Below are 24,520 nucleotides of genomic sequence, written 5' to 3' on the forward strand. Positions count from 1 at the left end.
GACCTGAAACCGCACGCCAAGGTAAAAGGTGTCGGCGATCTGCCGTTGCTGCATCAAACGCTCCGCATCGCGCAGCAGCACGAACGCCTGGGCGTGATCCGCCAAAAAGATGGCAGCCTGAGCGCCCAGGACTTCGCGCGGGGTATGCGCGAGGTGGATGGGGCGGTATCAGGGGCGTGGATGCGCCGCGCATGCACTGTTGCCGATGCTGCAACAGTGCATGTCGGTAATCGCTATTTTTCCTTTGGGAACAAGGCTTTATTCTGGGCGGGCTTTCAGGGGAACAGGCTGGAAGCGCGGATCGATGGCGGTGTGTTGTTGTCCACTGCATCGTTGACCAGATTCAGATGAATCGAAGCTTTTTCGGTTCGTTGCACCCTGTACACAGACGTTGATTTGTAGCTCCTTAATCGAACGTCTTACTTTGGCCGCTGCGTTTGCAGCGGCCTTTTTTATGGGCGTTTTTGTGGGAGCAACGCTTTGCTCCCCCAGGTGTGGCCACAGAGAAAAAACCTGCGTTTACAACGAGTACTTCTGCAAATTCCCCATCATCTCCTTCAGCGCGTCGATATTATCCTTGGGATGCGCGGCCCCCTCGAAATCACAAATCTGCTGCCAATTCGCCGCCACATCTTCCGGCGAGAATCCCGCCCGCGGATCAAACCCGACGCCCAGGCTGCGTTCCCAGCGAACTTTGCCCATCCAGCCACCCCCTACCTCGAACAGCCCTGAAGTTTCCTGGCAGTTTTCACTGGCGAGGTACACCACCAGCGGGCTGACCAGTTCCGGCTTCAGTTGCTCGAACACTTGTGGCGGGATCAGGCCTTCGGTCATGCGCGTGCCGCCGGTTGGCGCGATGGCGTTGACTAGAATGTTGTTCTTGCGACCTTCGATGGCCAAGGTGCGGGTCAGGCCGTAGAGGCCGAGTTTGGCCATGCCGTAGTTGGATTGGCCGAAGTTGCCGTAGATGCCCGAGGTCGAGGCGGTGAAGATCACCCGGCCGTAGTTTTGCTCGCGCAGATGCGGCCACGCGGCGCGGGTGACTTTGTAGGCGCCTTCGACGTGGACGCGGTAGACCAGATCCCAGTCGGCGTCGTCCATTTTGTGGAAGGTTTTGTCGCGCAGGATCCCGGCGTTATTGACGACTACATCGACCCGGCCGAAGGCGTCCATGGCGTGCTGGACGATTTTGTCGCCGTCAGTGACGGAGTCGTGGTTGGCTTCGGCGATGCCGCCCGCTTCGCGAATTTGCGCTACCACTCGATCAGCCGCCGAAGCGTTGGCGCCCTCCCCTGGGCCGAACCTCCCAGGTCGTTAACCAGAACCTTCGCGCCCTGACTGGCGAACAGCAACGCGTGGGCGCGACCGAGGCCGCCGCCGGCACCGGTAATGATCACGACTTTATCTTCGAAGCGCACAGACTCACTCATGGGGGACAACTCCAGGCCAAAGGGACATGAGCCCGAGTGTCAGGCACGGGGCTGCGTGTCACAATGAAAACGGCTGGGGCTGAATAGTGCTCGATAAGGCAGGGGGATGATGCGTTAAAGCTCGCAGCCTTCGGCAGTTCCTGCAGAAACGCAGACAGCGATATTTACCGCAGATTTACGAACAGGCGACCTTGCGCGGCAGTAACACGCAATTGTCGCGGAACGCCAGGTAGTGCTTGAGCACCTGCGCAGGCGCTTCGATTTGTGGATAGTGACCAATACCGGGCAGCACGACCGTATCGGGGTTGGGTATCAGCTGGCGATAGCGTTCGACCATGTGGCCCCGGAAATGGGATCGGCCTCGCCATCGATCACCCGCAAGGGCACTTCGTTGCGTTGCATGGCGGCGACCCAGCGATCACGCTGCGCGCGGCGCTCGGGAATGTAGCCAATGAGTTTGTGCATGATGCGCGGGCCACGGTTGCTTTCCACCAGACTCCAGAAGTCGTCCATCTCGCTCTCGCTCGGGCCACTGTGAGGGCCGAAGACATGCCGGAAGCTCTTCACCAGCGCGTCTCGGTTAAAGGCCCGCCCGATCATCCAGCCCAAGGGGCTGAGCAGCAGTTTCTGTACCAGCAAGGCACGATGGGTTTCAGGAAACAGGCCGCCATTGAGAAATACGCAGCTGGCCAGCTCGATGCGCGTCTCGTGGTGCCGCGCCAACAGTTCCTGGGCAACGCTGTCACCGTAATCGTGGGCAAGCACATGCACCGGGTCTGCGACTTGCAGGTGCGCGAGCAGCGCTTGCTGCAAGTCGGCTTGCTCCAGCAGGCTGTAGTCATGCTGGGCGGGCTTGGCCGAATCGCCGAAACCGAGCATGTCGCAGGCAATCACCCGATACCGCTGGGCCAATGGCTGCCACAGGTAATGCCAATCCCAACTGGCGGTCGGGAAGCCATGGATCAGCAACAACGGCTCGCCCTGCCCTGTCGTCCAGTAACGAATGGGCTGGCCACGAAAGACAAACGTCTGGCTGCGTTTACGCCAGACACACAGAGGAATCTCGGCAAGAGGCATTAGAGTTTATATCCGGGGTCTTGTTTATCGAGTTTGCGCAGCAGCGCTGGCCAGGCCAGCGCGCCACCCATGCCTTGCGCACTTTTGGTGACGCCAGCGATCATCGCTTTGGCACCCGCCAGAATTTGCGGTTCGATGGCGATGAGTTCAGCACCACCGGTCTGTGCCATGACCTGAATATCGCAGGCACGCTGGAAGGTGAACATCATCAGAAAGGTGTCGGCGATGGTGCCGCCACAAGTCAGCAGACCGTGGTTGTGCAGCATCAGGAAATTGTTCTCACCGAGGTCGGCCTGCAAGCGCGCCTTTTCTTCGTGGTTCAGCGCCACGCCTTCATAGGCGTGATAGGCCAGGCTCGACAGCACGAACAGCGACTGCTGGCTGATCGGCAATACGCCCTGCTTTTGCGCCGACACCGCGACACCAGAGGCGGTGTGCGTATGCAGCACGCAAACCACATCGTGCCGCACTTCGTGTACGGCGCTGTGGATGGTGTAACCAGCGGGATTGATCTCGTACGGGCTGTCCATGAGTTTGTTGCCCGCTTGGTCGACTTTCACCAGGCTCGACGCGGTGATTTCATGGAACATCAGACCGAACGGGTTGATCAAGAAATCTTCGGTGCCCGGCACTTTCGCGGAAATGTGCGTGAAGATCAGATCGTCCCAGCCATGCAGCGCGACCAGACGATAACAAGCGGCGAGATCGACACGAGCCTGCCATTCGGCGGCGCTGACCTGATCTTTGACGTCAGGCGGTGACGAGACGGGGGCTACGCTCACGACAAGGAACTCCTGTTCTTATTGTTTTGCACGTGACAGCAGTCTAGTCAGCCTCCGGGATTCGCGTAGTTGCATTGGCAGCCAGCTTGATGGCCGAGCGAGTCAGTTACGTAACGCCTCCACCAGTTCTGCCAGCCAAGGCTCGGCGTCGGTTTCCGGGGTCACGCTTTCGCTGGCATCGATGCGCAGCATTTCCTGCACTTCGCGCACGCCCAACTCTGCGAAGAGTTCGCGCATCTGCTCGCCACCACCGCAGAAGGTGTCGCCATAACTGGCGTCGCCGAGTGCAATGACCGCGCCCGGCAGACCGCGCCAGGCGGCGGGCAATTGATCGCGGATAGCCGAGTACAACGGTTGCAGGTTGTCCGGTAACTCGCCCATGCCGGTGGTCGAGGTCACCGCGAGGAATGCCTCGGGAGCGAACGCTTGTATGTCCGCCAGGCTGGCGCGCGCGTTGTAGAAGGTTTCAAGGCCAGCGGCTTTCAGCAGGTTCTGGGCGTGGCGGGCGACTTCTTCGGCGGTGCCGTAGACCGAACCGGAGAGGATGGCGACTTTCATCAATCTGATCCTGAAACTGAAAAAAATGAGCGGCGATAGTAACAGCCCGGGCCGCAAAGCTGCGATTGGATCTCAACTGGCCCTAATGGCCAGTAGACAGCGCCGGCGGTTCTTCTAGAATGCGAGCCTTCGGCAATTCTGAATGGACTCACAGATGATCAATGCCAATCTGCTGCAAATGGTGATCAATGCTTCGAACGATGGAATCGTGGTGGCAGAAAAGGAAGGCGAACAGGACAACATCCTGATTTACGTCAACCCGGCCTTCGAGCGCATGACGGGTTACAACAGCGAAGAAATCCTCTATCAGGACTGCCGCTTTCTGCAGGCCGGAGACCGCGACCAGCAAGGGCTTGAGCTGATTCGCGAGGTGCTGCGCAACAATGGATCGTGCCGGCAGATCCTGCGTAACTATCGCAAGGACGGCACGCCATTCTGGAATGAGCTGTCGCTTTCGACAGTAAAAAATGCTGACGACGGCATGACGTACTTCGTCGGTGTGCAAAAGGATGTGACGGTTCAGGTCAAGGCTCAGCAGCGCGTCGCGCAACTGGAAGCCGAGGTTGCAGCCCTGCAGTCAGAGCTGGCCGCACTGAAATCGACGAACGGTTCAAACAAAACAGCGAACTAATTGTCATTAACTACAATCACCAATGACTTTGTAACTATTTCTTTCGAGCGAGCCATGCAACGCGACGCCCTCCTCACTCAGGATGAGCTGGATTTTATCCAGACCATGCAGCACAACCCGCAGCTAAACGTGCGGGATGCGACGTCGAGTCTGCTGGTTAATGGCGGTTCGCAAATTCGTGATCTGCTCACGCGCCTGGCCGCTCATGAGCAAGTCACCATCCAGGCCAATTTCGAAAACCAGCAGATGACTTTTCCGTTGCACCTGGTCGAAGACGAATTCCATGCGCTGCACCTGCGCCTTGGCGTGCCCAGCATCTATGAAGACGGGCCGATGGTCAGGCCTTGGCGCCTGGTGCTCGAGGAGCCCGTAGCACTGGAAAACGCGAACGGCCAGCCAGGTACCCTGTGGGTGCATGAGGTGTCGTTCAAAGGTGTACTGCTGGAAGTGCGCAACAAGACCAAACCGCCGAAACACTTCGCCTTGTGGTTCAGCCCGTCCGGCTATGAACGGATCGCGTTGCGCGGAACATTCGAGAAAGAAACCGAAAGCGGCTTTTTTGCTTATCAGTTAAGTCAGAGCGACAAGGACGAAACCGAGCGGCTGCGCCAGTTCATCCTTCAGCAACATCGCCTGACCCACCCCGCCCTGCACCTCTGATCTACGTATCGAGATTGCCCGCCAGAAATTGTTTCAGGCGCTGGCGCATCACTACGCCTTCACTGCCCAGGCAACCGATCGACGACTCGGCCAGGCTTTCTTGCGCCAGGTCAGACGCATCACCGGCCAGGAATAACTGACAATCCAGGCTCAGGGCCAGACGATTCAGACGTCGAGGAAAGTCAGCAGCCGGCGCGTGATTGGACACCAGTACCAGTGCCTGCGGCTTGACCCGCTCGCAGACCAGGGTGAGTTCGTCAAAAGGCTGGCCGATCGACAGGAACTGAATGGCCGAGTCGACATGGCCGAGATACAGCGCCGTGACCAGTACCTCAAGCTCACGGGCCTGGTCGCCCAAGGCGCAGACAATCACCCGGCGCGGTTGCATGACGCGCATCAGTTGCAGGCGCTGCAACACCCGGGAGCGCAGGAAACCGTCGAGAAATAGCCATTCGCTGGTTTGCCCGAACCCATCATGGCGCAGCAGCAACTGTTGCCATAACGGCATGAGGATGTCCTGAAAGACCACCGCCAGTGGATAACTCGAAAAGATCTGGCCGTAGATCTGTTCCAGCAGCACTTCATCAAAACCACTGACCGCCGCCTGCACTTGCTGCTGCCACTGGGCATAGTCGGCGAGCACCAGTTCGTCAGGGATGATTTTCGCCAGGGCCTGGAGGGGCTCGGCCTTGGCCAGGATCTTGCCGACCTTGCTGACCGCTACACCGCGCTCGATCCAGCCGAGGATACTGCGGACCTTTTCGATATCGGCCATGGAGTACAGCCGATGCCCGCTTTCGGTGCGCGTGGGCTGAAGCAGCCCATAACGACGCTCCCAGGCTCGGAGGGTCACCGGATTGATTCCGGTCAGGCGCGAGACCTCCCGAATGGGAAACAGGTCTTCGCGCTCCAGCGAACGGGCTTGCAGCGTAGAAGGAGCGATGTCAGTCAATACAGGCATTTCGCGGCCCACGTCCGTGTACGAATCGGTACTTATCTTAACTCCCCTGCCCCACGACCACTCAAGAAATTCATGAATGACCGAAGGCGCTGGTGAATTATGCAGAATCAGGAATAATCCTTGCTTGTAATAAAACGCAGGCCACTACCCCGGCCTGCGTCTGGCGAAACTCCTACCCGGAGCAACGCGTTCGTAATACGGAGATACACAATGTCTACTTCCCCCGTCACGCTGATGGTTGCGCGTCGCGTCGCCGATGGCCGCTATCAGGACCTGATGGACTGGCTGCGCGAAGGCGAACAACTGGCCACCGACTTCCCCGGCTATCTCGGCTCTGGCGTGCTGGCTCCGCCGCCTGGCGATAACGAGTTTCAAATCATTTTCCGCTTCGTCGACGAACAGACTTTGCATGCCTGGGAGCATTCGGCTTCCCGCACAGCCTGGCTGGCGCGTGGCAGCGACCTGTTTGCCCACCCCAAGGAGCATCGGGTCAGCGGCATTGAAGGCTGGTTCGGCGCCGCAGGCGCACGTCCGCCGCGCTGGAAACAGGCGGTGGCTATCTGGCTGGCGTTCTTCCCGGTGTCGTTGTTGTTCAACTTTTTGCTGGAGCCGTTGCTGGGCGAGCTGAGCCTGTTGCCCCGGGTGCTGGTCAGTACGCTGTGCCTGACGCCGTTGATGGTTTATTTCTTTATTCCGCTGTCGACGCGAGTCCTGGCGGGATGGCTGAGTGGTAATGCTGCCCGGCGGGTGGCGGTGAAGGCGTCTGCGCAGAATCATTGAAGCCACCACCACTGCGAGGTAGGAGCGAGCTCGCTCGCGATGGTCGCCAACGATGACGCGGGGCAACAGGGTGGCTGCCGCGACCTGCCGACCATCGCGAGCAAGCTTTGCTCCCCCAGTGCTCAGGTCGCAGTACTGAATCCCTCAATCCTCAATCCTTGAGTCCACAGGACGGAGGTAGATCCACCCCGGCGCTGGTATAGTTTGGCTCTTACCGCAAAGCGAGCCCGACATGACCTCTTGCGCAGCCCCGATCCTCATCACCGGTGCCGGCCAACGTGTCGGTCTGCATTGTGCGCAGCGTCTGCTCGAGGAAGGTCAGCCGGTCATCTTCAGCTATCGCAGCGAACGCCCCGGTGTGCAGGCCCTGCGTGATCTGGGTGCCATCGGCCTGTTCGCCGACTTCTCCAGCGAAGCCGGCATCCTTGCCTTCATCGGCGAACTCAACACCCACACCGACAGCCTGCGCGCCATCGTCCACAACGCCTCAGAATGGCTGGCCGAAACCCCGGACAGCGAGGCCGAAGCGTTCACGCGCATGTTCAATCTGCACATGCTTGCGCCGTACCTGATCAACCTGCACTGCGCGGAGCTGCTGCAACGCTCGACGCCTGCCGACATCATCCATATCAGCGACGACGTCACGCGCAAGGGCAGCAGCAAGCACATCGGCTATTGCGCCAGCAAAGCCGGGCTCGACAGCCTGACCCTGTCCTTCGCCGCCCGCTATGCGCCGGCCATCAAGGTCAACACCGTCGCGCCGGCCCTGCTATTGTTCAACCCCGACGACAACGCGGCGTACCGCGCCAAAGCCCTGGCCAAATCCGCGCTGGGCATCGAACCGGGCAGCGAAGTGATCTATCAGAGCCTGCGCTACCTGCTCGACAACCCGTATGTCACCGGCACGACCCTGACCGTCAACGGCGGACGGCACGTCAAATAACGCCGCCCCGAGAGGATCTTGCATGACTCTAACGCTACCCCGCAACGCCCTGTCCCAGAGCTATCGCGACATCCTCATCGGCATTGGTGAAAACCCCGACCGTGAAGGCCTGATCGATACTCCGGCGCGAGCGGCCAAGGCCATGCAATACCTGTGTCACGGCTACGAACAGAGCGTTGACGAGATCGTCAATGGCGCGTTGTTTGCCTCTGACAGCGACGAGATGATCATCGTCGCTGACATCGAGTTGTACTCGTTGTGCGAACATCACCTGCTGCCCTTCATCGGCAAGGCCCATGTGGCTTATATTCCGACAGGCAAGGTGCTGGGCCTGTCGAAAATCGCGCGGCTGGTGGACATGTTCGCGCGGCGCCTGCAGATTCAGGAAAACCTCACGCGGCAAATTGCCGATGCGGTGCAACAGGTCACCGATGCCGCCGGCGTCGCCGTGGTCATCGAAGCCAAGCACATGTGCATGATGATGCGCGGCGTGGAAAAACAGAATTCGACGATGAACACCTCGGTCATGCTCGGCGCCTTCCGCGAGTCGAGCAACACCCGCCAGGAGTTCCTGCAATTGATTGGACGGAGCAAGTAAATGCCACAACTTCAGCCGGGAATGGCGCGCATCCGGGTCAAGGATCTGCGCTTGCGCACCTTTATCGGGATCAACGAGGACGAGATCCTCAACAAGCAGGATGTGCTGATCAATCTGACCATCCTGTATGCCGCGCAGGAAGCGGTGCGCGATAACGACATCGACCACGCACTGAATTACCGCACGATCACCAAGGCGATCATCGCCCACGTCGAGGGCAACCGCTTTGCGCTGCTCGAACGGCTGACTCAGGAATTGCTGGATCTGGTAATGAGCAATGGTTCGGTGCTGTACGCCGAAGTCGAAGTCGACAAGCCGCACGCACTGCGTTTTGCCGAGTCGGTGTCAATAACGCTCGCGGCGAGCCGCTGAGCTTCAAGCTTCGAGCCGCAAGCGTTAAGCTACAGCCACCCACAATCCAAACTTGCAGCTTGAAGCTCGCCGCTTGAAGCTGTCTCGAAGAGACCTCCATGACCGAGCAACAACGCCTCGAACTCGAAGCCGCCGCCTTCCGCCGGCTGGTCGCCCACCTGGACAGCCGCAAGGACGTGCAGAACATCGACCTGATGAACCTCGCCGGGTTCTGCCGCAACTGCCTGTCGAAGTGGTACAAGGCCGAAGCCGACGAGCGCCAGATAGACGTCAGCCTCGATGACGCCCGCGAAGTGGTTTACGGCATGCCGTACGCCGAGTGGAAAGCCCAATTTCAGCAAGAAGCCAGCGCCGAACAACAAGCGGCGTTCGCCAAAGGAAAAACCCATGAGTGACCTGAACACCCTGCGCGCCAGCCTCAAGAGCGGTGAACACGCTTTCGCCGACACTCTGGCGTTTATCGCCGCCGGGTACGACTACCAACCCCAGGTCTTCAGCAACGGCGGCGTGGACAACGCTGCCGGCCAGAACGAAGGCTCGTGCAAGACCCTGGGCCTGGCGCTGCTGGAAGGCCTGAGCGATGAAGAGGCTCTGCTGGCGTTCGGTGAACATTACCGCTCGGTGGTGGCGACGCCTGAGGGCAGTGATCATGGCAATATCCGGGCGTTGATTACCCACGGGCTGGCGGGTGTGAAGTTCAGTGCGCAGCCGCTGACTCGTCGTTGACCTAACAGCAAAAGCAAAAGATCGGGCCGCGTTCGGACGATCTTTTGATCTTCAAAAACATCCCGACTTTTAAGATTGACCCGGCGACTTTATTTCGTTTGCCCGCCACCACCGCTCACGGCTTAGATAAAAAGAAGCATCCCTTCTTCAGAGTCGGTCACCCATGAGCAGCGAAAGCATCAGCCGTTCGATCAACGTGGTTCATCCCGTCACCCTCAGCCATGGCAAAAATGCCGAGGTCTGGGACACCGAGGGCAAGCGCTACATCGACTTCGTCGGTGGTATCGGCGTGCTCAACCTCGGTCATTGCCACCCGCGCATCGTCGAAGCCATTCGCGATCAGGCCACACGGCTGACCCATTACGCATTCAACGCCGCCCCACACCAGCCCTACATCGATTTGATGGAGCGCCTCAGCGCCTTCATCCCCGTCGACTACCCGGTCAGCGGAATGCTCACCAACAGTGGCGCAGAAGCCGCAGAAAACGCCTTGAAGATCGTCCGCGGCGCCACCGGACGTAGCGCCGTGATTGCTTTCGACGGCGCGTTTCACGGCCGTACCCTGGCCACCCTCAACCTCAACGGTAAAGTCGCGCCCTACAAACAAAAAGTTGGCCTGCTGCCCGGGCCTGTTTACCACTTGCCCTATCCGAGCCACGACAATGGCGTGACCTGCGCTGAAGCCCTCAAAGCCATGGACCGTCTGTTCAGCGTGGAAATCGACATTGCTGACGTCGCCTGTTTCATCTTCGAACCGGTGCAGGGCGAAGCGGGCTTTCTCGCGATGGACCCGGCGTTCGCCCAGAGCGCTGCGACGTTTGTGCGATGACAAGGGTATTGTGCTGATCGCCGACGAGATCCAGTCGGGCTTTGGCCGTACCGGCCAGCGCTTCGGCTTTTCGCGCCTTGGCATCGAGCCGGACCTGATTCTGCTGGGCAAAAGCATCGCCGGCGGAGTGCCACTGGGAGCGGTGGTCGGGCGCAAGGAGCTGCTGGACGTACTGCCCAAGGGCGGGCTGGGTGGCACCTATTCCGGCAACCCCATAGCCTGCGCGGCTGCGCTGGCGACCCTTGACGAAATGACCGACGCCCGATTGCACAGCTGGGGTGCGCAGCAGGAAGAAGCCATCGTCAGCCGCTATCAGTCCTGGCACACGCGCCAGCTGTCGCCCTTCCTCGGGCGCCTGACCGGTGTCGGCGCCATGCGCGGCATCGAGCTGACTCATCCTGACGGCACGCCGGCTGCCGCGCAGCTCACCCAATTGCTGGCCCTGGCCCGGGATGCCGGCTTGTTGCTGATGCCCAGTGGCAAGTCGCGCCACATCATCAGGCTGCTGGCGCCGTTGACCACCGAGGCCGCCGTGCTGGAGGAAGGCCTGGACATCCTCGAGTCCTGCCTGGCACAACTGACCTGATGGCAAAATGAGCTCAGGGACTGACGTAGCGAATTATGGTCGCTTGCAGTCCCTGAATTTGCGTCGCAATACTCATCGAAGACACCCGATTTCGAACGGTAGGAGCCGGATTGCCGGCGATGGCGTACTTGAAATCGCCATCACCGGCACACCGGCTCCTACAGTTCAAATCCTGACCAACCCCACTTTATCAGCGAGATCATCACCATTTAAACGCCGAGGCATGCATGTATCACGACAATATAATTTATAAGAAGAAGTCCAACGATCCTCAATTCCTGCTCGGCGTAGCCGTTGTACTGTTCCTCGGCGCCTACCTGATGAACCTGGGCAACAGCGCCCTCGGTAACGTTCTGCATCCACTGCTGGGCAATGCCCCCGACAGCCTGACTACCCGCAACATCGCCATTGGCCTGGCCATCGCCGCGCTGGGGACGCTGAACTTCCACATCCTCGGACGCCTCAAGTTCAAGGTGCAGACCACGGTGGTCTGGATTGAACTGCTGATCCTGTTCCTCGCGTTCTTCGACACCTTCGACCTGTCCTACAGCTTCATCCTCGACAAAGTCGGTTTCCTGGTCGTCCAGGGCGCCGCCACCACGCTGTACATTTCGGCGGTGGCGATCGTGATTGCCTTCGTGCTGGCGTTGATCGGCGCAGTCGCCAAGCTGTCGAACAACGGTCTGGCCAACGCCCTCGCTTCGTTCTACACCTCGTTCTTTCGCGGCGTGCCGTTGCTGATCCAGATCTACCTGATCTACCTCGGCCTGCCGCAGCTGGGGTATGTGGTCGACGCAGTCCCGGCGGGCATCCTCGCCTTGTCGCTGTGCTACGGCGCTTACATGACCGAGATTTTCCGCGCCGGCATCCAGAGCATTCCGGTGGGTCAGTGGGAAGCCTCCCGGGCGCTGAATATCAGCCCGTTCAAGACCTTGAGCCGGGTGATCATGCCCCAGGCGCTGCGCGTGATTATCCCGCCCACCGGCAACCAGTTCATCGCCATGCTCAAGGACAGCTCCCTGGTTTCGGTGATCGGCGTGTGGGAGTTGATGTACCTGGCCAAGACCCAGGGCCGTGCGGACTTCCGCCACCTGGAAATGCTGATCACCGCCGCGATGATCTACTGGGCACTGTCGTTCATTCTCGAGCGGGTGCAGGCGCGAATCGAAAAACGGGTGAACCGATCCACGGCAAGAGGTTGATGGCTGATGACTCTCACCAGTACCGCAGAACGTCTCGACCTGGCCCCTGCTGCGCCAGCCAATCCCTCGATGATTTCCATCACCGGCCTGAACAAGTGGTACGGCAATTTTCATGCGCTACGCGATGTCGACCTGAACGTCGCCACCGGTGAAATCCTGGTGGTGTGCGGGCCCTCGGGCTCGGGCAAGTCGACCATGATTCGCTGCATCAACCATCTGGAAAATTTCCAGAAAGGCCAGATCAAGGTCAACGGCATCCTCCTCACCAGCGAGGCAGAAAGTGTCAGCGCCGTGCGCAGTGAAATCGGCATGGTGTTCCAGAGCTTCAACCTGTTCCCGCACCTCAGCGTGATGGACAACCTGACCCTGGCGCCGCAACTGGTGCAAGGCGTGTCGGCTGGGGAAGCGAAGAAGCGCGCGCAGGTGTACCTGGAGCGGGTGCGCATTGCCGAGCATGCCGACAAATACCCGTCGCAACTATCCGGCGGCCAGCAGCAGCGAGTGGCGATTGCCAGGGCGTTGTGCATGAATCCCAAAGTGATGCTGTTCGATGAACCGACCTCGGCCCTGGACCCGGAAATGGTCCATGAAGTACTGGACGTGATGGGCGAACTGGCCACCGACGGCATGACCATGATCTGCGTCACCCATGAAATGGGCTTTGCCAGCAAGGTCGCCGACCGCGTGCTGTTCATGGATCAGGGGCAGGTTATCGAACAGGCCACCCCGGCCGAATTTTTCAATAACCCGCAGACCGAACGTGCGCAGAAATTCCTATCGCAGATCATCGGTCACTGAACACCGCTTTGCCCTTCATAACAATAACGAGACATGGAGATGGACATGGTCAGAAGTAAACGCGTACTCACCCTCGCCGCCGCAATGTCGCTGTTGTTTGTCGGCGCCGCCCATGCCGGCGCGGTGCTGGACAAGATCCAGAGCAGCAAGACGATGACCGTTGCCACGTCGGCCACCTGGCCGCCACAGGGCTTCATCAACGACAAGAATGAAATCGATGGCTTCGATATCGATGTCTCGAAAGAAATCGCCAAGCGCCTGGGCGTCGAGGTCAAGTTCATCACGCCCGATTGGGACGTGATCACCGCCGGCAAGTGGAACGGACGCTGGGACATGTCCGTGGGCTCGATGACGGCAACCAAAAGCCGCGCGCGCATCCTCGACTTCCCGGGCACTTATTACTACGTGCCTTACGTGTTTGCCGTGCATGACAAGTCTACGGTCACGGACCACAAAGCCTTGAACGGCAAGACGATCGGCGTTGAAGGGGCACCACTTCCGAGGACTTCCTCAACCAGGCATTGGCCATCGAAACCAGCGATGTGCCGCCCGTGGTGTACGACGTCAAGACCGAAAAAATGAAGACCTACGCCGGTTCCGTCGGGCCGCTGGACGATCTGCGCCTGGGCGATGGCGCTCGTCTGGACGCCATCCTTACCCAGCGCAGCACCCTGGATGCGGCGGTCAAAAAAGGCTACCCGCTACGCGCCGTGGACAACGTCGTCGCTTTCTATGAGCCGCTGGCAGTGGCTACCGACAAGGGTGATCCGGAGTTGAAGGCCAAGCTGGGCACCATCATCGACGAGATGCACAAGGACGGCACGCTGACGAAATTGTCGACCAAGTGGTACGGCGTCGATTACTCGACCGTCAAGTAACCCGTTTCCCTTGTAGGAGCGAGCTCGCTCGCGATGGGCGTCAACGATTAACGCGGGCAGCCTGAATGAACGCGGTGTCCATGGTTTCTCGCGAGCAAGCTCGCTCCTACAGGGTTGAATGTGTGCGTGCATGTGCAGTCAACTATTTCCAAGGATCGACCCATGTCCTTCCCCAACACCTGGTACTCCCAAACCTCGCTGCCCCGCGCGGCCAGGCCTGAACTCAATACCGATGAGAACTGTGACGTGTGCATCATCGGTGCCGGCATCGCCGGCCTCACCGCAGCCCTGGAACTGACCCGACGCGGCAAAAGAGGTGATCGTGCTGGAAGCCCACCAGGTGGCCTGGGGCGCATCCGGACGCAATGGTGGGGGTGGTCTCGCCAGGCTGGGCTGAAGGCTCGGGGGCCATTCGCAAAAAGCTCGGGCTGGATCAGGCCAAGGCACTGTTTCAGATGTCAGTCGAAGGCGTACAGATCGTGCGTCATAATATCGCCGAATTGGCGCTGGGCGGTTGCGAGCCGTCCGCCGGCACGATCCGGGTAAAGCGCTACGACGACGGCGCTGGCGTCAAGTCTCACATCGAGACGATGCGCCGCGACTTCGGCTACGAGCTCAATTACCTCGACACCGCACAGATTCGCCAGCGGGCTCACACCCAACGTTACTTCCAGGGCGTAGAAGACCCGAACGCCCTGCATTTTCACCCGCTCAATTACTGCCTGGGCCTGGCACTGGCGATTGAAGCGGCGGGCGGCAAGATTCACGAACACTCGAAAATGCTGGCCTGGCATCACGCAGGTACGGACAAGTTGATCCGCACGGCTCGCGGCAGCGTACGCTGCCAGCACCTGGTGTTCTGCGCGGGCGGCTACGGTGGCCCGGAACTGCAGAAGCTCAGTCGCGCCTACCTGCCAATTGCCACTTACGTGGTACTGACCGAGCACCTGGGCGATTCGATCAAATCGGTGCTCGATTCCGGCGCAGCGTTCTCCGATGACCGTCGGGCTTCGGATTATTATCGGGTAGTGGAAAGCGATCGCCTGCTCTGGGGCGGACGCATCACCACCCGGAACGAACAGAACGAACAGGCCCTGGCCGCCATGCTCAAGGCAGACATGGTCTCGGTCTACCCACAGCTGGCCCCGGTGAAAATCGAACTGGCCTGGTCCGGGCTGATGGGCTATTCAACCAACAAGATGCCCAACCTCGGGTTGCTGGAACCGGGTGTCTGGGCCTGTACTTCATTTGGCGGGCACGGGTTGAATACCGGCTCGATCGGCGGCCGCGTCATCGCTGAGGCGGTGTGCGGGGAAAGCCGGCGGTATGAGCTGTTCAAACCCTACTTGCTGGACTGGAACGGCGGGCTGTTTGGGCGGGTCGCGGCGAATGCGATTTATCAGTCGTTGAAGGTGATGGATTTCGTGCAGGAACGAATCAAGGGTTGAGCCTGTAAAGCATCTCACTGTAGGAGCAAGCTTGCTCGCGATGGACCTCAATGATGATGTGGGCTTGCTGGATAAACGTGTCGCATGGAGGTTTTTCGTGAGCAAGCTCGCTCCTACAGTTGGGTGTTGACAGGATCCACGAACAAAAAAACGGCCGAAGCCGGTTTTTTCATTTCAACGCTCTCAGAACTTGGCGTTCTGCAGGTCGTCCAGGTAGCGCTCGGCATCCAGTGCCGCCATGCAGCCGGCACCGGCGGAGGTGATGGCCTGGCGGTAAACGTGATCAGCCACGTCGCCGGCAGCGAAGATGCCTTCTACGCTGGTCGCGGTAGCGTTGCCGTCACGGCCGCCCTGCACCACCAGATAACCGTCTTTCAACGTCAACTGACCTTCAAACAACGAAGTGTTCGGGGTGTGGCCGATGGCGATGAACACGCCGTCGACAGTGATTTCGTCGAAGCTGCCGTCGTTGTTCTTCAAGCGTGCACCGGTCACGCCCATGTTGTCGCCCAGCACCTCGTCGAGGTTGGCGTTCAACTTGAGGATGATCTTGCCTTCAGCCACGCGAGCATTGAGCTTGTCGATCAGGATTTTCTCGGCGCGGAAGGTTTCGCGACGGTGGATCAGGGTCACGGTGCTGGCGATGTTGGCCAGGTACAGCGCTTCTTCAACCGCGGTGTTGCCGCCGCCCACTACCGCCACTGGCTTGTTGCGGTAGAAGAAACCGTCGCAGGTTGCGCAGGCCGAAACGCCTTTGCCCATGAACGCTTCTTCCGACGGCAGGCCCAGGTAGCGAGCGCTGGCGCCGGTGGCGATGATCAGGGCGTCGCAGGTGTAAGTCGCGCTGTCACCGGTCAGGGTGTAAGGCTTGGCAGCAAAGTCGACGGCGTTGATGTGATCGAAAACGATCTCGGTTTCAAAACGCTCGGCGTGTTCTTTCATACGTTCCATCAACGCCGGGCCGGTCAGGCCGTGGACGTCGCCCGGCCAGTTGTCGACTTCGGTAGTGGTGGTCAGCTGACCGCCAGCCTGCATGCCGGTGATCAGCAGTGGCTTGAGGTTGGCACGGGCCGCATATACCGCAGCGCTGTAACCGGCAGGGCCGGAACCGAGAATAATCACTCGCGAATGACGGACTTCAGACATGACCTGCTCCTGTTGACCGGGCCGAAAAACGGGCACGGATCGCCGGACTGCCGGCGGGAATAAAAAAGGACCGTGGAAAACCTTGGGGAAGGTTTGAGCTCGACAGTCCTGTAAAAAGTTGGGTGCAGCGTATCGAGGGGCGCAAGATTAAGGAAATACGGTTTAACAATCCAGCTCATAGGTCGTCTCTATCCGGTACCGCGACTGTATAGACTAATTTGTTAAAGCTGATGTCGTGGCTGCCACGGCGCTTTCGCCTCCCGGGCAAAGTCGGTAAGGTCGGCGCGTTTTCCTTTGCTCGGAGCACCTTATGCCCGCCCCTGTTCTGTCCGGCCCGCAATACCTGCGCGAAGGCCTAAAACTGGTCCTCAGCCCCGGCCTGCGCCTGTTCGTGTTGTTGCCGCTGGCGATCAACCTGGTGCTGTTCGTCGGATTGATTTATCTGGCCGGCCACCAGTTCAGCCTCTGGGTCGATACGCTGATGCCGTCGCTGCCCGACTGGCTGAGCTTCCTCAGTTACATCCTGTGGCCGATTTTCGTCGTGCTGGTGGTGTTGATGGTGTTTTTCACCTTCACCATGCTGGCCAACATCATCGCTGCGCCCTTTAACGGCTTCCTTGCGGAAAAAGTCGAAGTGGTGGTGCGCGGCACCGACGACTTCCCGGCTTTCAGCTGGGGTGAGCTGATCGCCATGATCCCGCGCACCCTGGCCCGGGAAATGCGCAAGCTCGGCTACTTCCTGCCACGGGCGCTCGGGCTGTTCATCCTGTCGTTCATCCCGGTGGTCAACATCATCGCCGCGCCGTTGTGGTTGCTGTTCGGGGTGTGGATGATGGCGATCCAGTACATCGACTACCCGGCGGATAACCACAAGCTGGGCTGGAACGAGATGCTTGCCTGGCTGCGCGAAAAGCGCTGGCAGAGCATGAGTTTTGGCGGCAGTGTTTACCTGATGCTGCTGATTCCGGTGGTCAATATCCTGATGATGCCGGCGGCCGTCGCGGGCGCCACGTTGTTCTGGGTGCGTGAACGTGGCGCGGAAAACCTGGTGACCCAGCGCTGACTGTTCACAAATCCATCATTTCTCCGTCACACCGACGACATGGCCCCAGCCGACACTGGGGTCATGACGACAGCTCTGCATATCACCCTCATCAGCGAAACCTTCCCACCGGAAATCAACGGCGTGGCCAATACCCTTGGCCGCTTGTGCGATGGCCTGCGCGCGCGCGGGCATCAGGTGGAACTGGTGCGGCCGCGTCAGGCCGGGGATCCGCAGCGCAGTGAAGATGAAGCGCTGCTGCTGTGCCGAGGTTGGCCGCTGCCGGGGTATCCGGGGTTGCAGTGGGGGCAGTCGTCGATGCACAAGTTGCTGCGGCGCTGGCAGCACCATCGCCCGGATGTGCTCTACATCGCTACGGAAGGACCGCTGGGATTGTCCGCGCTGCGTGCTGCACGCCGCCTGGGCATTGCGGTGGTCAGCGGGTTTCACACCAATTTCCAGCAGTACTCCAGCCAGTATGGCTTTGGCCTGCTGACCCGCCTGCTGACTCACTACCTGCGCTGGTTTCACAACCGTTCGAGCCTGACGCTGGTGCCCAGTGTGAGTCAGCGCATGGAGCTGGAGCGTCGGCATTTCGAGCGGTTGGCGTTACTGTCCCGCGGGGTCGACAGCCAGTTGTTTCATCCGACCCGGCGCTTGCCGACGCTGCGTGAACAGTGGGGCCTGGCCGAGCGCGACATCGCGGTGATCCATGTCGGTCGCCTGGCGCCGGAGAAGAACCTGGGCCTGCTCAAGCGGTGTTTCGATACCTTGAAGGCGAGTTATCCACAGAAGAATCTGAAACTGATCGTGATCGGTGACGGCCCGCAACGGGCTGCGCTCGAGAAGGAACTGCCACAGGCGATCTTCTGCGGTGCCCAGCGCGGGGAAGTGCTGGCCAGTCACTACGCATCGGGGGATGTGTTTTTGTTTCCGAGCATGACCGAGACCTTCGGCAATGTAGTACTGGAAGCGCTGGCTTCGGGCCTGGGCGTGGTGGCGTACGATCAAGCTGCGGCGGCCCAGCATATTCGTCATGGCTACAACGGGGTGCTGGCGATGCCTGGGGATGAAGATGCGTTTTGCGATGCGGCGGCATGGTTGCTGGAGGAGCGCGAGACGTTGCGCTGCGTGCGTCTGAACGCCAGGCAGCATGCCAGTCGCCAGGGCTGGCCGGCGATTATCGAGCAGTTTGAGGGGCAGTTGCGGGGGCTTGTGAGGGGGAGCACGTGGTGCCAAATGCACCAACCTCACCCTGAGCCCAGGGTGACATTGAGTCAGTCATCGCCAGCAGGCTGGCTCCCACAAGGGGTCTGCGGTGTACACAAAACCTGTGGGAGCCAGCCTGCTGGCGATGGGGCCTTCCCGGTTGACGCTTAAACCAGCGTCATCAACGCCTCACGGCTGAACGGCAGGATATCTTCCTCACGCCCATCGCGCACTTTCTGCGCCCAGTCCGGATCCACCAGCAGCGCGCGCCCTACCGCCACCAGGTCAAACTCATCGTTGTTCAAACGCTCCAGCAGGTTTTCCAGACTGGCCGGTTGCGCGACTTTGTCGGTATTGACCATGAACTGCAGAAACTCGCCGTCCAGACCCACACTGCCGACGGTGATGGTCGGTTTTCCGGTGAGTTTGCGCGTCCAGCCGGCCAGGTTCAGCTCGGAGCCGTCGAACTCAGGCTCCCAGAAGCGGCGCGTCGAGCAATGGAAAATATCCACGCCGGCGTCGGACAGCGGCTGGAGGAATTCACCCAGCGCTTGCGGGGTCTGCACCAGGCGCGCGGTGTAGTCCTGCTGCTTCCACTGGGAGAAGCGGAAGATGATCGGGAAGCCTTCACCGACCGCTGCACGCACCGCTTGAATCAATTCGATGGCAAAGCGCGAACGATTGGCCAGGCTGCCACCGTACTCGTCGGTGCGCTGGTTGCTGCCCTCCCAGAAGAACTGATCGACCAGATAGCCGTGGGCCCCGTGGATTTCCACGCCGTCCATGCCAATGCTTTGTGCATCCTTGGCCGCCTGGGCAAATGCGCCGATGACTTCCTGGATGTCCTGTTTGCTCATGCCGTAAACCACGACCTGACCGTCCTTCAGCTTTTCCGAGGGACCGTAGCCCGGCACGCTGGCGTCCGGCTCGGTGCCGGTGCGCCGCACACTGCCGACATGCCACAGCTGAGGCACGATCTTGCCGCCTTCGGCGTGCACCGCATCGACCACTTTCTTCCAGCCGGCCAATGCCGCCTCACCATAGAAGTGCGGCACGTTCGGGTAGCCATTGGAGGCCTTGTGCCCGACCGTGGTGCCTTCGGTGATGATCAGGCCGACACCCGCCGCCGCACGACGACGGTAGTACTCGATGACTTTCGAATCAGGCACGCCACCTGGGGAGAAAGAGCGAGTCATCGGCGCCATGACCACACGGGTCGGCAGTTCGAGGACGCCGAGGTGGAACGGTTTGAACAAGGCTTGAACCGGCATTGGAAGGCTCCACAGGGAATGACTTTATGACGGCGATAATATTGATTCGAGAATCCCTTGAACAGCACTATTGATTTGGGTGATTAAGGATTAGAAGACGCAAAGCAAAAGATCGCAGCCTTCGGCAGCTCCTACATGGGTTTTGAGGTCACCTGTAGGAGCTGCCGAAGGCTGCGATCTTTTGATCTTGCTTTATCAGCTCAGCGCTTTTTCAATCGCATGAACAATGGTCGGATCATCCGGCGCCGTACGCGGCGAAAACCGCGCCAACACGCGGCCGTCCTTGCCGAGCAGGAATTTCTCGAAATTCCAGGTGATGTCACCGGGAAACTCCGCGCCCTCGCCCGCCAGCAGACGGTAAAGCTGATGCCGTTCGTGACCGTTGACTTCGAGCTTGCTCGACAACGGAAACGTCACGCCATAGTTGAGGCTGCAGAAATCCTGAATTTCCTTTTCGCTTCCAGGTTCCTGACCGGCGAACTGGTTGCACGGCAGGCCCAGCACGCTGAAACCTTTGTCCTTGTACTGCTGGTAAAGGTTTTCCAGCGCCGCGTATTGCGGAGTCAGGCCACATTTGGAGGCAACGTTCACCACCAGCACGACGCGCCCTTTAAAAGGCGCCAGCGGTAGCTCCTGACCATCCAGGGCTGTCAACTTAAGGTCGTGAAAAGCACTCATGACGAACTCCAGGATTCCGATGTTCTTCTCGAAACAGCCACTTGGCGAGGCCACCAAGGACAGCCGCGGACTAAAAAGGCGCCCGCGGGCGCCTCTCCAGTTCTCGAAAGCTTAGCGCAGAAATCAGTGGTGATGGCCACCTTCGCCATGGACGTGGCCATGAGCGATTTCTTCCTGGCTGGCGTCACGGATGTCAACGATCTTCACTTTGAAGTTCAGACGCTGACCGGCCAGTGGGTGGTTGCCGTCGACAGTTACGTCGTCGCCATCGAGGTCACGAATGGTGACGATCTGCATCTGGCCGTCCGGCGCCGAAGCGTGGAACTGCATGCCGACTTCCAGCTCGTCAACGCCTTCGAACATGCTGCGGCTCAGGGTGCTGACCAGTTCAGCGGCGTATTCGCCGTAAGCGTCTTCCGGTTCAACGGAGACTTCCAGCTCGTCACCAACAGCTTTGCCATCCAGAGCTTTTTCCAGGCCCGGGATGATGTTGCCTGCGCCTTGCAGGTAGACCAGCGGAGCGCCGCCGGCGGAGCTGTCGATGACCTCACCAGCGTCGTTGGTCAGGGTATAGTCGATGGAGACAGCCTTATTGGCGGCGATCAGCATGGGGCGAGACCTTTTGCATAAGAATATAGAAAGGCCAAGTTTAGCGAAGCAATCGCTCGAAAGCGAACACAACCCGGACAAACGGGTTTCGACGATTAACGGCTTCCATCAGGATGCAGACGGCCATTGGGTGGCCGAGCTTTCCTGCGGCCACACCCAGCACCTGCGTCACCAGCCGCCCTGGCAATCGCGCGCCTGGGTCCTTGACCCGGCGCAACGTATTGAAAAAATAGGCCAACCCTTTGCCTGCGGTTGGTGCGCACAAGGCTCGGTTAGCGCTAACCTTGGCGACTGAATTTCGGCAGATCGTCAGTTATAGACGGCAGCCATTGCCATGCACCCTTAGAGAATTCGCATGCAAACTTTTTTTATCGCACCCACCGATTTTGGCGTGGGTCTGACCTCCATCAGCCTCGGGCTGGTACGCACGCTGGAGCGCGCCGGGCTGAAAGTCGGTTTCTTCAAGCCGATTGCCCAGCCGCATCCGGGCGACACCGGCCCTGAGCGCTCGACCGAACTGGTGGCGCGTACTCACGGTCTGAAACCGCCGCAGCCGCTGGGTCTGGCCCACGTTGAGCGGATGCTCGGTGACGGTCAGCTCGATGAGTTGCTCGAAGAAATCATCGCCCTGTATCAGCAAGCGGCCGTCGGCAAGGACGTGCTCATCGTCGAAGGCATGGTGCCGACCCGGAGCGCCAGCTATGCCGCGCGGGTCAATCTGCATTTGGCCAAAAGTCTGGATGCGGAAGTCATTCTGGTCTCGGCCCCGGAAAACGAAGTGCTCGCCGAATTGTCCGGCCGCGTCGAATTGCAGGCGCAGTTGTTTGGCGGCCCGAAAGACCCGAAAGTCCTCGGTGTGATCCTCAACAAGGTCAAAACCGACGAAAGCATGGAGGCCTTCGCCGCGCGCCTTAAAGAACATTCGCCGCTCCTGCGCAGCGGTGATTTCCGCCTGCTCGGCTGCATCCCGTTCCAGCCGGAACTCAATGCGCCGCGCACCCGCGACGTTGCCGACCTGATGGGCGCGCAAGTGCTCAACGCCGGCGACTACGAAACTCGCCGGATGACCAAAATCATCATTTGCGCGCGCACCATGCGCAACACCGTCGAGTTGCTCAAGCCCGGCGTGTTGGTGGTGACGCCCGGCGATCGCGACGACATCATCCTCGCGGTCAGTCTCGCAGCGATCAACGGCGTGCCGCTGGCCGGCCTGTTATTGACCAGCGATACCCTGCCCGACCCGCGCATCATGGATCTGTGCCGTGGCGCCTTGCAGGCCGGTTTGCCGGTGTTGTCGGTGAGCACCGGTTCTTACGACACTGCCAACCTGCTCAACGGTTTGAACAAGGAAATCCCGATCGATGACCGCGAGCGCGCGGAGATCATCACCGATTTCGTCGCCAGCCATCTCGACGCCAACTGGCTGCACCAGCGTTGCGGCACGCCGCGAGAAATGCGCCTGTCGCCCGCCGTGTTCCGCTATCAGTTGATCCAACGCGCGCAAGCGGCGAACAAGCGCATTGTCCTGCCAGAAGGCAGCGAGCCGTTCACCGTGCAAGCAGCGGCGATCTGCCAGGAGCGCGGGATTGCCCGTTGCGTATTGCTGGCCAAACCGGAAGACGTCGAAGCCGTGGCTCGCGCGCAAGGCATCGTGCTGCCGCCGGGCCTGGAAATTCTCGATCCGGACTTGATCCGCGAGCGCTACGTCGAGCCGATGGTTGCGCTGCGCAAGACTAAAAGCCTCAACGCACCGATGGCCGAGCAGCAACTGGAAGACACCGTAGTGATCGGCACCATGATGCTCGCACTGGATGAAGTCGACGGCCTGGTTTCCGGCGTGATCAACACCACCGCCAATACCATCCGCCCGGCCTTGCAACTGATTAAAACGGCGCCGGGCTGCACGCTGGTGTCATCCGTATTCTTCATGCTGTTCCCCGAGGAGGTGCTGGTTTACGGTGACTGCGTGATGAACCCACACCCAAGCGCCGCCGAACTGGCCGAGATTGCCCTGCAAAGCGCCGACTCGGCCGCAGCGTTCGGCATCACTCCGCGCGTGGCAATGATCAGCTATTCCAGCGGCGAATCCGCCAGCGGTGAAGAAGTCGAGAAAGTCCGCGAAGCGACATTGCTCGCCCACGAACAGCAGAACTCGCTGCTGATCGATGGCCCCCTGCAGTACGACGCTGCCGCCAACGAAACCGTGGCCCGGCAACTGGCGCCGAACAGCCAGGTCGCCGGTCGCGCCACGGTGTTCGTGTTTCCCGACCTGAACACCGGCAACACCACACACAAAGCCGTGCAGCGCAGCGCCGACTGCGTCAGCCTCGGGCCGATGCTGCAAGGCCTGCGCAAACCGGTGAATGATTTGCCGCGCGGCGCGCAAGTCGATGACATCGTCTACACCATCGCCCTCACCGCGATTCAAGCCGCCAACCGACCTATGGATGTGTAAATGCTGGATTTTCTACCTGCACCACTGCGCGGCGTGATCGCCTCACTGTTGTTGGCGCTCAATACGATTCTGCTCTGCTCGTTTCTGTTCTGCGTCGCACTGGTCAAGGCCTTGCCGTTCGGCTTCACCCAGCGCATCGCCGGCTGGCTGATGAGCCACACTCATGAAGCGTGGATCAGCAACAACAAGGGCTGGATGAACCTGGTGCGCCGCACGCGCTGGCACCTCAGCGGCCTGCAAGGGCTCGACTACCAGCACTCGTACCTGATCACCAGCAACCATCAGAGCTGGGTCGATATTCTGGTGCTGCAATACGTGCTCAACCGTCGCATTCAGCCGCTGAAGTTCTTCCTCAAGCAAGAGCTGATCTGGGTGCCGGTGATCGGCTTGGCATGGTGGGCACTGGGCTTTCCGTTCATGAAGCGCTACTCCAAGGCTTACCTGGCCAAGCACCCGGAGAAGAAAGGCAAAGACCTGGAAACCACGCGCAAGACCTGCGCGAAGTTTCGCAACAACCCGGTGGGCATATTCAACTTCGTCGAAGGCACGCGCTTCACTGAAGGCAAGCACGCGCAGCAGCAATCACCGTTCAAATACCTGCTCAAGCCCAAGGCTGGCGGCATTGCGTTTGTGCTGGATGCGATGGGCGAGCAGCTGGAGTCGATCGTCAACGTGACCATCCACTATCCTGGCGGGCGTCCGGGGTATTGGGATCTGTTGTGCGGGAACGTGCAGGATGTGGTGGTGCACTTCCAGGAGCTGAAAATTCCGCCGGAGTTCATCGGCAAGAATTATGAGCAGGATGGGGAGTACCGGTTGCAGTTTCAGGGGTGGATCAATCAGCTCTGGGA

22 protein-coding genes and 6 pseudogenes are annotated in these 24,520 nt (G+C 59.9%); 19 read left to right on the forward strand and 9 right to left on the reverse strand.

Annotation, left to right across the window (positions count from 1 at the left end):
• Nucleotides 1-45: 45 nt before the first annotated feature.
• A complete protein-coding gene (locus tag JFT80_RS03625; RefSeq protein WP_201146947.1) occupies nucleotides 46-351 on the forward strand; it encodes a hypothetical protein in 306 nt (101 codons plus the stop codon).
• A gap of 168 nt (nucleotides 352-519) precedes the next feature.
• Here JFT80_RS03625 and JFT80_RS03630 read toward each other — a convergent pair.
• The 4 genes and pseudogenes from JFT80_RS03630 to JFT80_RS03645 all read right to left on the reverse strand — a co-directional run bounded on the left by JFT80_RS03630 (nucleotide 520) and on the right by JFT80_RS03645 (nucleotide 3,847).
• Nucleotides 520-1,430, reverse strand: a pseudogene (locus tag JFT80_RS03630) (SDR family oxidoreductase).
• Between the two features lie 175 nt (nucleotides 1,431-1,605).
• A pseudogene (locus JFT80_RS03635) lies at nucleotides 1,606-2,507 on the reverse strand (alpha/beta fold hydrolase).
• Nucleotides 2,507-3,289: a class II aldolase/adducin family protein gene (locus JFT80_RS03640; protein WP_201146948.1), complete on the reverse strand. Its 783-nt coding sequence runs from the start codon at nucleotides 3,287-3,289 to the stop codon at nucleotides 2,507-2,509. Before JFT80_RS03640 ends, JFT80_RS03635 begins: the two are co-directional and overlap by 1 nt.
• 102 nt (nucleotides 3,290-3,391) lie before the next feature.
• Nucleotides 3,392-3,847, reverse strand: a complete 456-nt coding sequence (locus JFT80_RS03645; protein ID WP_201146949.1) for a flavodoxin — start codon at nucleotides 3,845-3,847, stop codon at nucleotides 3,392-3,394.
• 154 nt (nucleotides 3,848-4,001) lie between these two features.
• Here JFT80_RS03645 and JFT80_RS03650 point away from each other — a divergent pair, with 154 nt between their 5' ends.
• Complete coding sequence (locus JFT80_RS03650) at nucleotides 4,002-4,478, forward strand: PAS domain-containing protein (RefSeq protein WP_201146950.1); 477 nt, start codon at nucleotides 4,002-4,004, stop codon at nucleotides 4,476-4,478.
• A gap of 54 nt (nucleotides 4,479-4,532) precedes the next feature.
• On the forward strand, nucleotides 4,533-5,138 hold the full coding sequence (locus tag JFT80_RS03655; protein ID WP_201146951.1) for a hypothetical protein: 606 nt from the start codon (nucleotides 4,533-4,535) through the stop codon (nucleotides 5,136-5,138).
• A gap of 1 nt (nucleotide 5,139) precedes the next feature.
• On the opposite strand, the gene JFT80_RS03660 is transcribed toward JFT80_RS03655, so the two are convergent.
• Nucleotides 5,140-6,099 carry a MerR family transcriptional regulator gene (locus tag JFT80_RS03660; protein WP_122837543.1) on the reverse strand — a complete coding sequence of 320 codons (960 nt, stop codon included), beginning with the start codon at nucleotides 6,097-6,099 and terminating at the stop codon, nucleotides 5,140-5,142.
• A gap of 210 nt (nucleotides 6,100-6,309) precedes the next feature.
• Here JFT80_RS03660 and JFT80_RS03665 point away from each other — a divergent pair, with 210 nt between their 5' ends.
• The 11 genes and pseudogenes from JFT80_RS03665 (at nucleotide 6,310) to JFT80_RS03715 (ending at nucleotide 15,259) form a co-directional block, all read left to right on the forward strand.
• The gene (locus tag JFT80_RS03665) at nucleotides 6,310-6,879 is read left to right on the forward strand and encodes an antibiotic biosynthesis monooxygenase (RefSeq protein ID WP_201146952.1); all 570 of its coding nucleotides are present in this window, start codon (nucleotides 6,310-6,312) and stop codon (nucleotides 6,877-6,879) included.
• A gap of 232 nt (nucleotides 6,880-7,111) precedes the next feature.
• Nucleotides 7,112-7,822, forward strand: a complete 711-nt coding sequence (gene folM, locus JFT80_RS03670) for a dihydromonapterin reductase (protein ID WP_201146953.1) — start codon at nucleotides 7,112-7,114, stop codon at nucleotides 7,820-7,822.
• A 22-nt stretch (nucleotides 7,823-7,844) separates the two neighbouring features.
• The gene (gene folE, locus JFT80_RS03675) at nucleotides 7,845-8,420 is read left to right on the forward strand and encodes a GTP cyclohydrolase I FolE (RefSeq protein WP_201146954.1); all 576 of its coding nucleotides are present in this window, start codon (nucleotides 7,845-7,847) and stop codon (nucleotides 8,418-8,420) included.
• Nucleotides 8,421-8,792 (forward strand): dihydroneopterin triphosphate 2'-epimerase, encoded by a 372-nt coding sequence (folX, locus tag JFT80_RS03680; protein WP_007914273.1) that lies wholly within the window; start codon nucleotides 8,421-8,423, stop codon nucleotides 8,790-8,792.
• Nucleotides 8,793-8,890: 98 nt separating this feature from the next.
• A complete protein-coding gene (locus tag JFT80_RS03685; RefSeq protein WP_201146955.1) occupies nucleotides 8,891-9,187 on the forward strand; it encodes a DUF1244 domain-containing protein in 297 nt (98 codons plus the stop codon).
• The gene (locus JFT80_RS03690) at nucleotides 9,180-9,518 is read left to right on the forward strand and encodes a HopJ type III effector protein (RefSeq protein ID WP_201146956.1); all 339 of its coding nucleotides are present in this window, start codon (nucleotides 9,180-9,182) and stop codon (nucleotides 9,516-9,518) included. The genes JFT80_RS03685 and JFT80_RS03690 overlap by 8 nt, the downstream gene beginning before the upstream one ends.
• Before the next feature lie 163 nt (nucleotides 9,519-9,681).
• Nucleotides 9,682-10,933: pseudogene (locus tag JFT80_RS03695) on the forward strand (aspartate aminotransferase family protein).
• 227 nt (nucleotides 10,934-11,160) lie between these two features.
• Nucleotides 11,161-12,135 carry an amino acid ABC transporter permease gene (locus JFT80_RS03700; protein ID WP_122837537.1) on the forward strand — a complete coding sequence of 325 codons (975 nt, stop codon included), beginning with the start codon at nucleotides 11,161-11,163 and terminating at the stop codon, nucleotides 12,133-12,135.
• A 6-nt stretch (nucleotides 12,136-12,141) separates the two neighbouring features.
• The gene (locus tag JFT80_RS03705; protein ID WP_274610155.1) at nucleotides 12,142-12,933 is read left to right on the forward strand and encodes an amino acid ABC transporter ATP-binding protein; all 792 of its coding nucleotides are present in this window, start codon (nucleotides 12,142-12,144) and stop codon (nucleotides 12,931-12,933) included.
• A gap of 45 nt (nucleotides 12,934-12,978) precedes the next feature.
• A pseudogene (locus JFT80_RS25025) lies at nucleotides 12,979-13,811 on the forward strand (transporter substrate-binding domain-containing protein).
• Between the two features lie 162 nt (nucleotides 13,812-13,973).
• Nucleotides 13,974-15,259 (forward strand): annotated as a pseudogene (locus JFT80_RS03715) (NAD(P)/FAD-dependent oxidoreductase).
• 183 nt (nucleotides 15,260-15,442) lie between these two features.
• Here the strand turns inward: JFT80_RS03715 and trxB are convergent.
• On the reverse strand, nucleotides 15,443-16,405 hold the full coding sequence (trxB, locus tag JFT80_RS03720) for a thioredoxin-disulfide reductase (RefSeq protein WP_201146957.1): 963 nt from the start codon (nucleotides 16,403-16,405) through the stop codon (nucleotides 15,443-15,445).
• 310 nt (nucleotides 16,406-16,715) lie between these two features.
• Here trxB and cysZ point away from each other — a divergent pair, with 310 nt between their 5' ends.
• Both cysZ and JFT80_RS03730 read left to right on the forward strand, forming a co-directional pair.
• On the forward strand, nucleotides 16,716-17,468 hold the full coding sequence (gene cysZ, locus JFT80_RS03725) for a sulfate transporter CysZ (RefSeq protein ID WP_201146958.1): 753 nt from the start codon (nucleotides 16,716-16,718) through the stop codon (nucleotides 17,466-17,468).
• A gap of 39 nt (nucleotides 17,469-17,507) precedes the next feature.
• A pseudogene (locus tag JFT80_RS03730) lies at nucleotides 17,508-18,706 on the forward strand (glycosyltransferase family 4 protein).
• Between the two features lie 117 nt (nucleotides 18,707-18,823).
• Here JFT80_RS03730 and JFT80_RS03735 read toward each other — a convergent pair.
• The 3 genes from JFT80_RS03735 to JFT80_RS03745 form a co-directional block, all read right to left on the reverse strand.
• Nucleotides 18,824-19,927, reverse strand: coding sequence for an NADH:flavin oxidoreductase (locus tag JFT80_RS03735; protein ID WP_201146959.1), 1,104 nt, complete (start codon nucleotides 19,925-19,927; stop codon nucleotides 18,824-18,826).
• A gap of 195 nt (nucleotides 19,928-20,122) precedes the next feature.
• Nucleotides 20,123-20,605, reverse strand: coding sequence for a glutathione peroxidase (locus tag JFT80_RS03740; protein ID WP_201146960.1), 483 nt, complete (start codon nucleotides 20,603-20,605; stop codon nucleotides 20,123-20,125).
• 123 nt (nucleotides 20,606-20,728) lie between these two features.
• Entirely contained in the window at nucleotides 20,729-21,214 is a 486-nt protein-coding gene (locus JFT80_RS03745; protein WP_008085027.1) for a peptidylprolyl isomerase, read from the reverse strand.
• Here JFT80_RS03745 and JFT80_RS03750 point away from each other — a divergent pair.
• The 3 genes from JFT80_RS03750 to JFT80_RS03760 form a co-directional block, all read left to right on the forward strand.
• Nucleotides 21,183-21,509, forward strand: coding sequence for a DUF3565 domain-containing protein (locus JFT80_RS03750; RefSeq protein WP_201146961.1), 327 nt, complete (start codon nucleotides 21,183-21,185; stop codon nucleotides 21,507-21,509). The genes JFT80_RS03745 and JFT80_RS03750 overlap by 32 nt on opposite strands.
• Nucleotides 21,510-21,569: 60 nt before the next feature.
• On the forward strand, nucleotides 21,570-23,669 hold the full coding sequence (gene pta / locus JFT80_RS03755) for a phosphate acetyltransferase (RefSeq protein ID WP_201146962.1): 2,100 nt from the start codon (nucleotides 21,570-21,572) through the stop codon (nucleotides 23,667-23,669).
• The coding region (locus JFT80_RS03760) for an acyltransferase (protein ID WP_201146963.1) at nucleotides 23,670-24,520 on the forward strand (851 nt) is incomplete at its 3' end.

This window comes from Pseudomonas sp. TH10, assembly GCF_016651255.1.
Lineage (GTDB): Bacteria > Pseudomonadota > Gammaproteobacteria > Pseudomonadales > Pseudomonadaceae > Aquipseudomonas.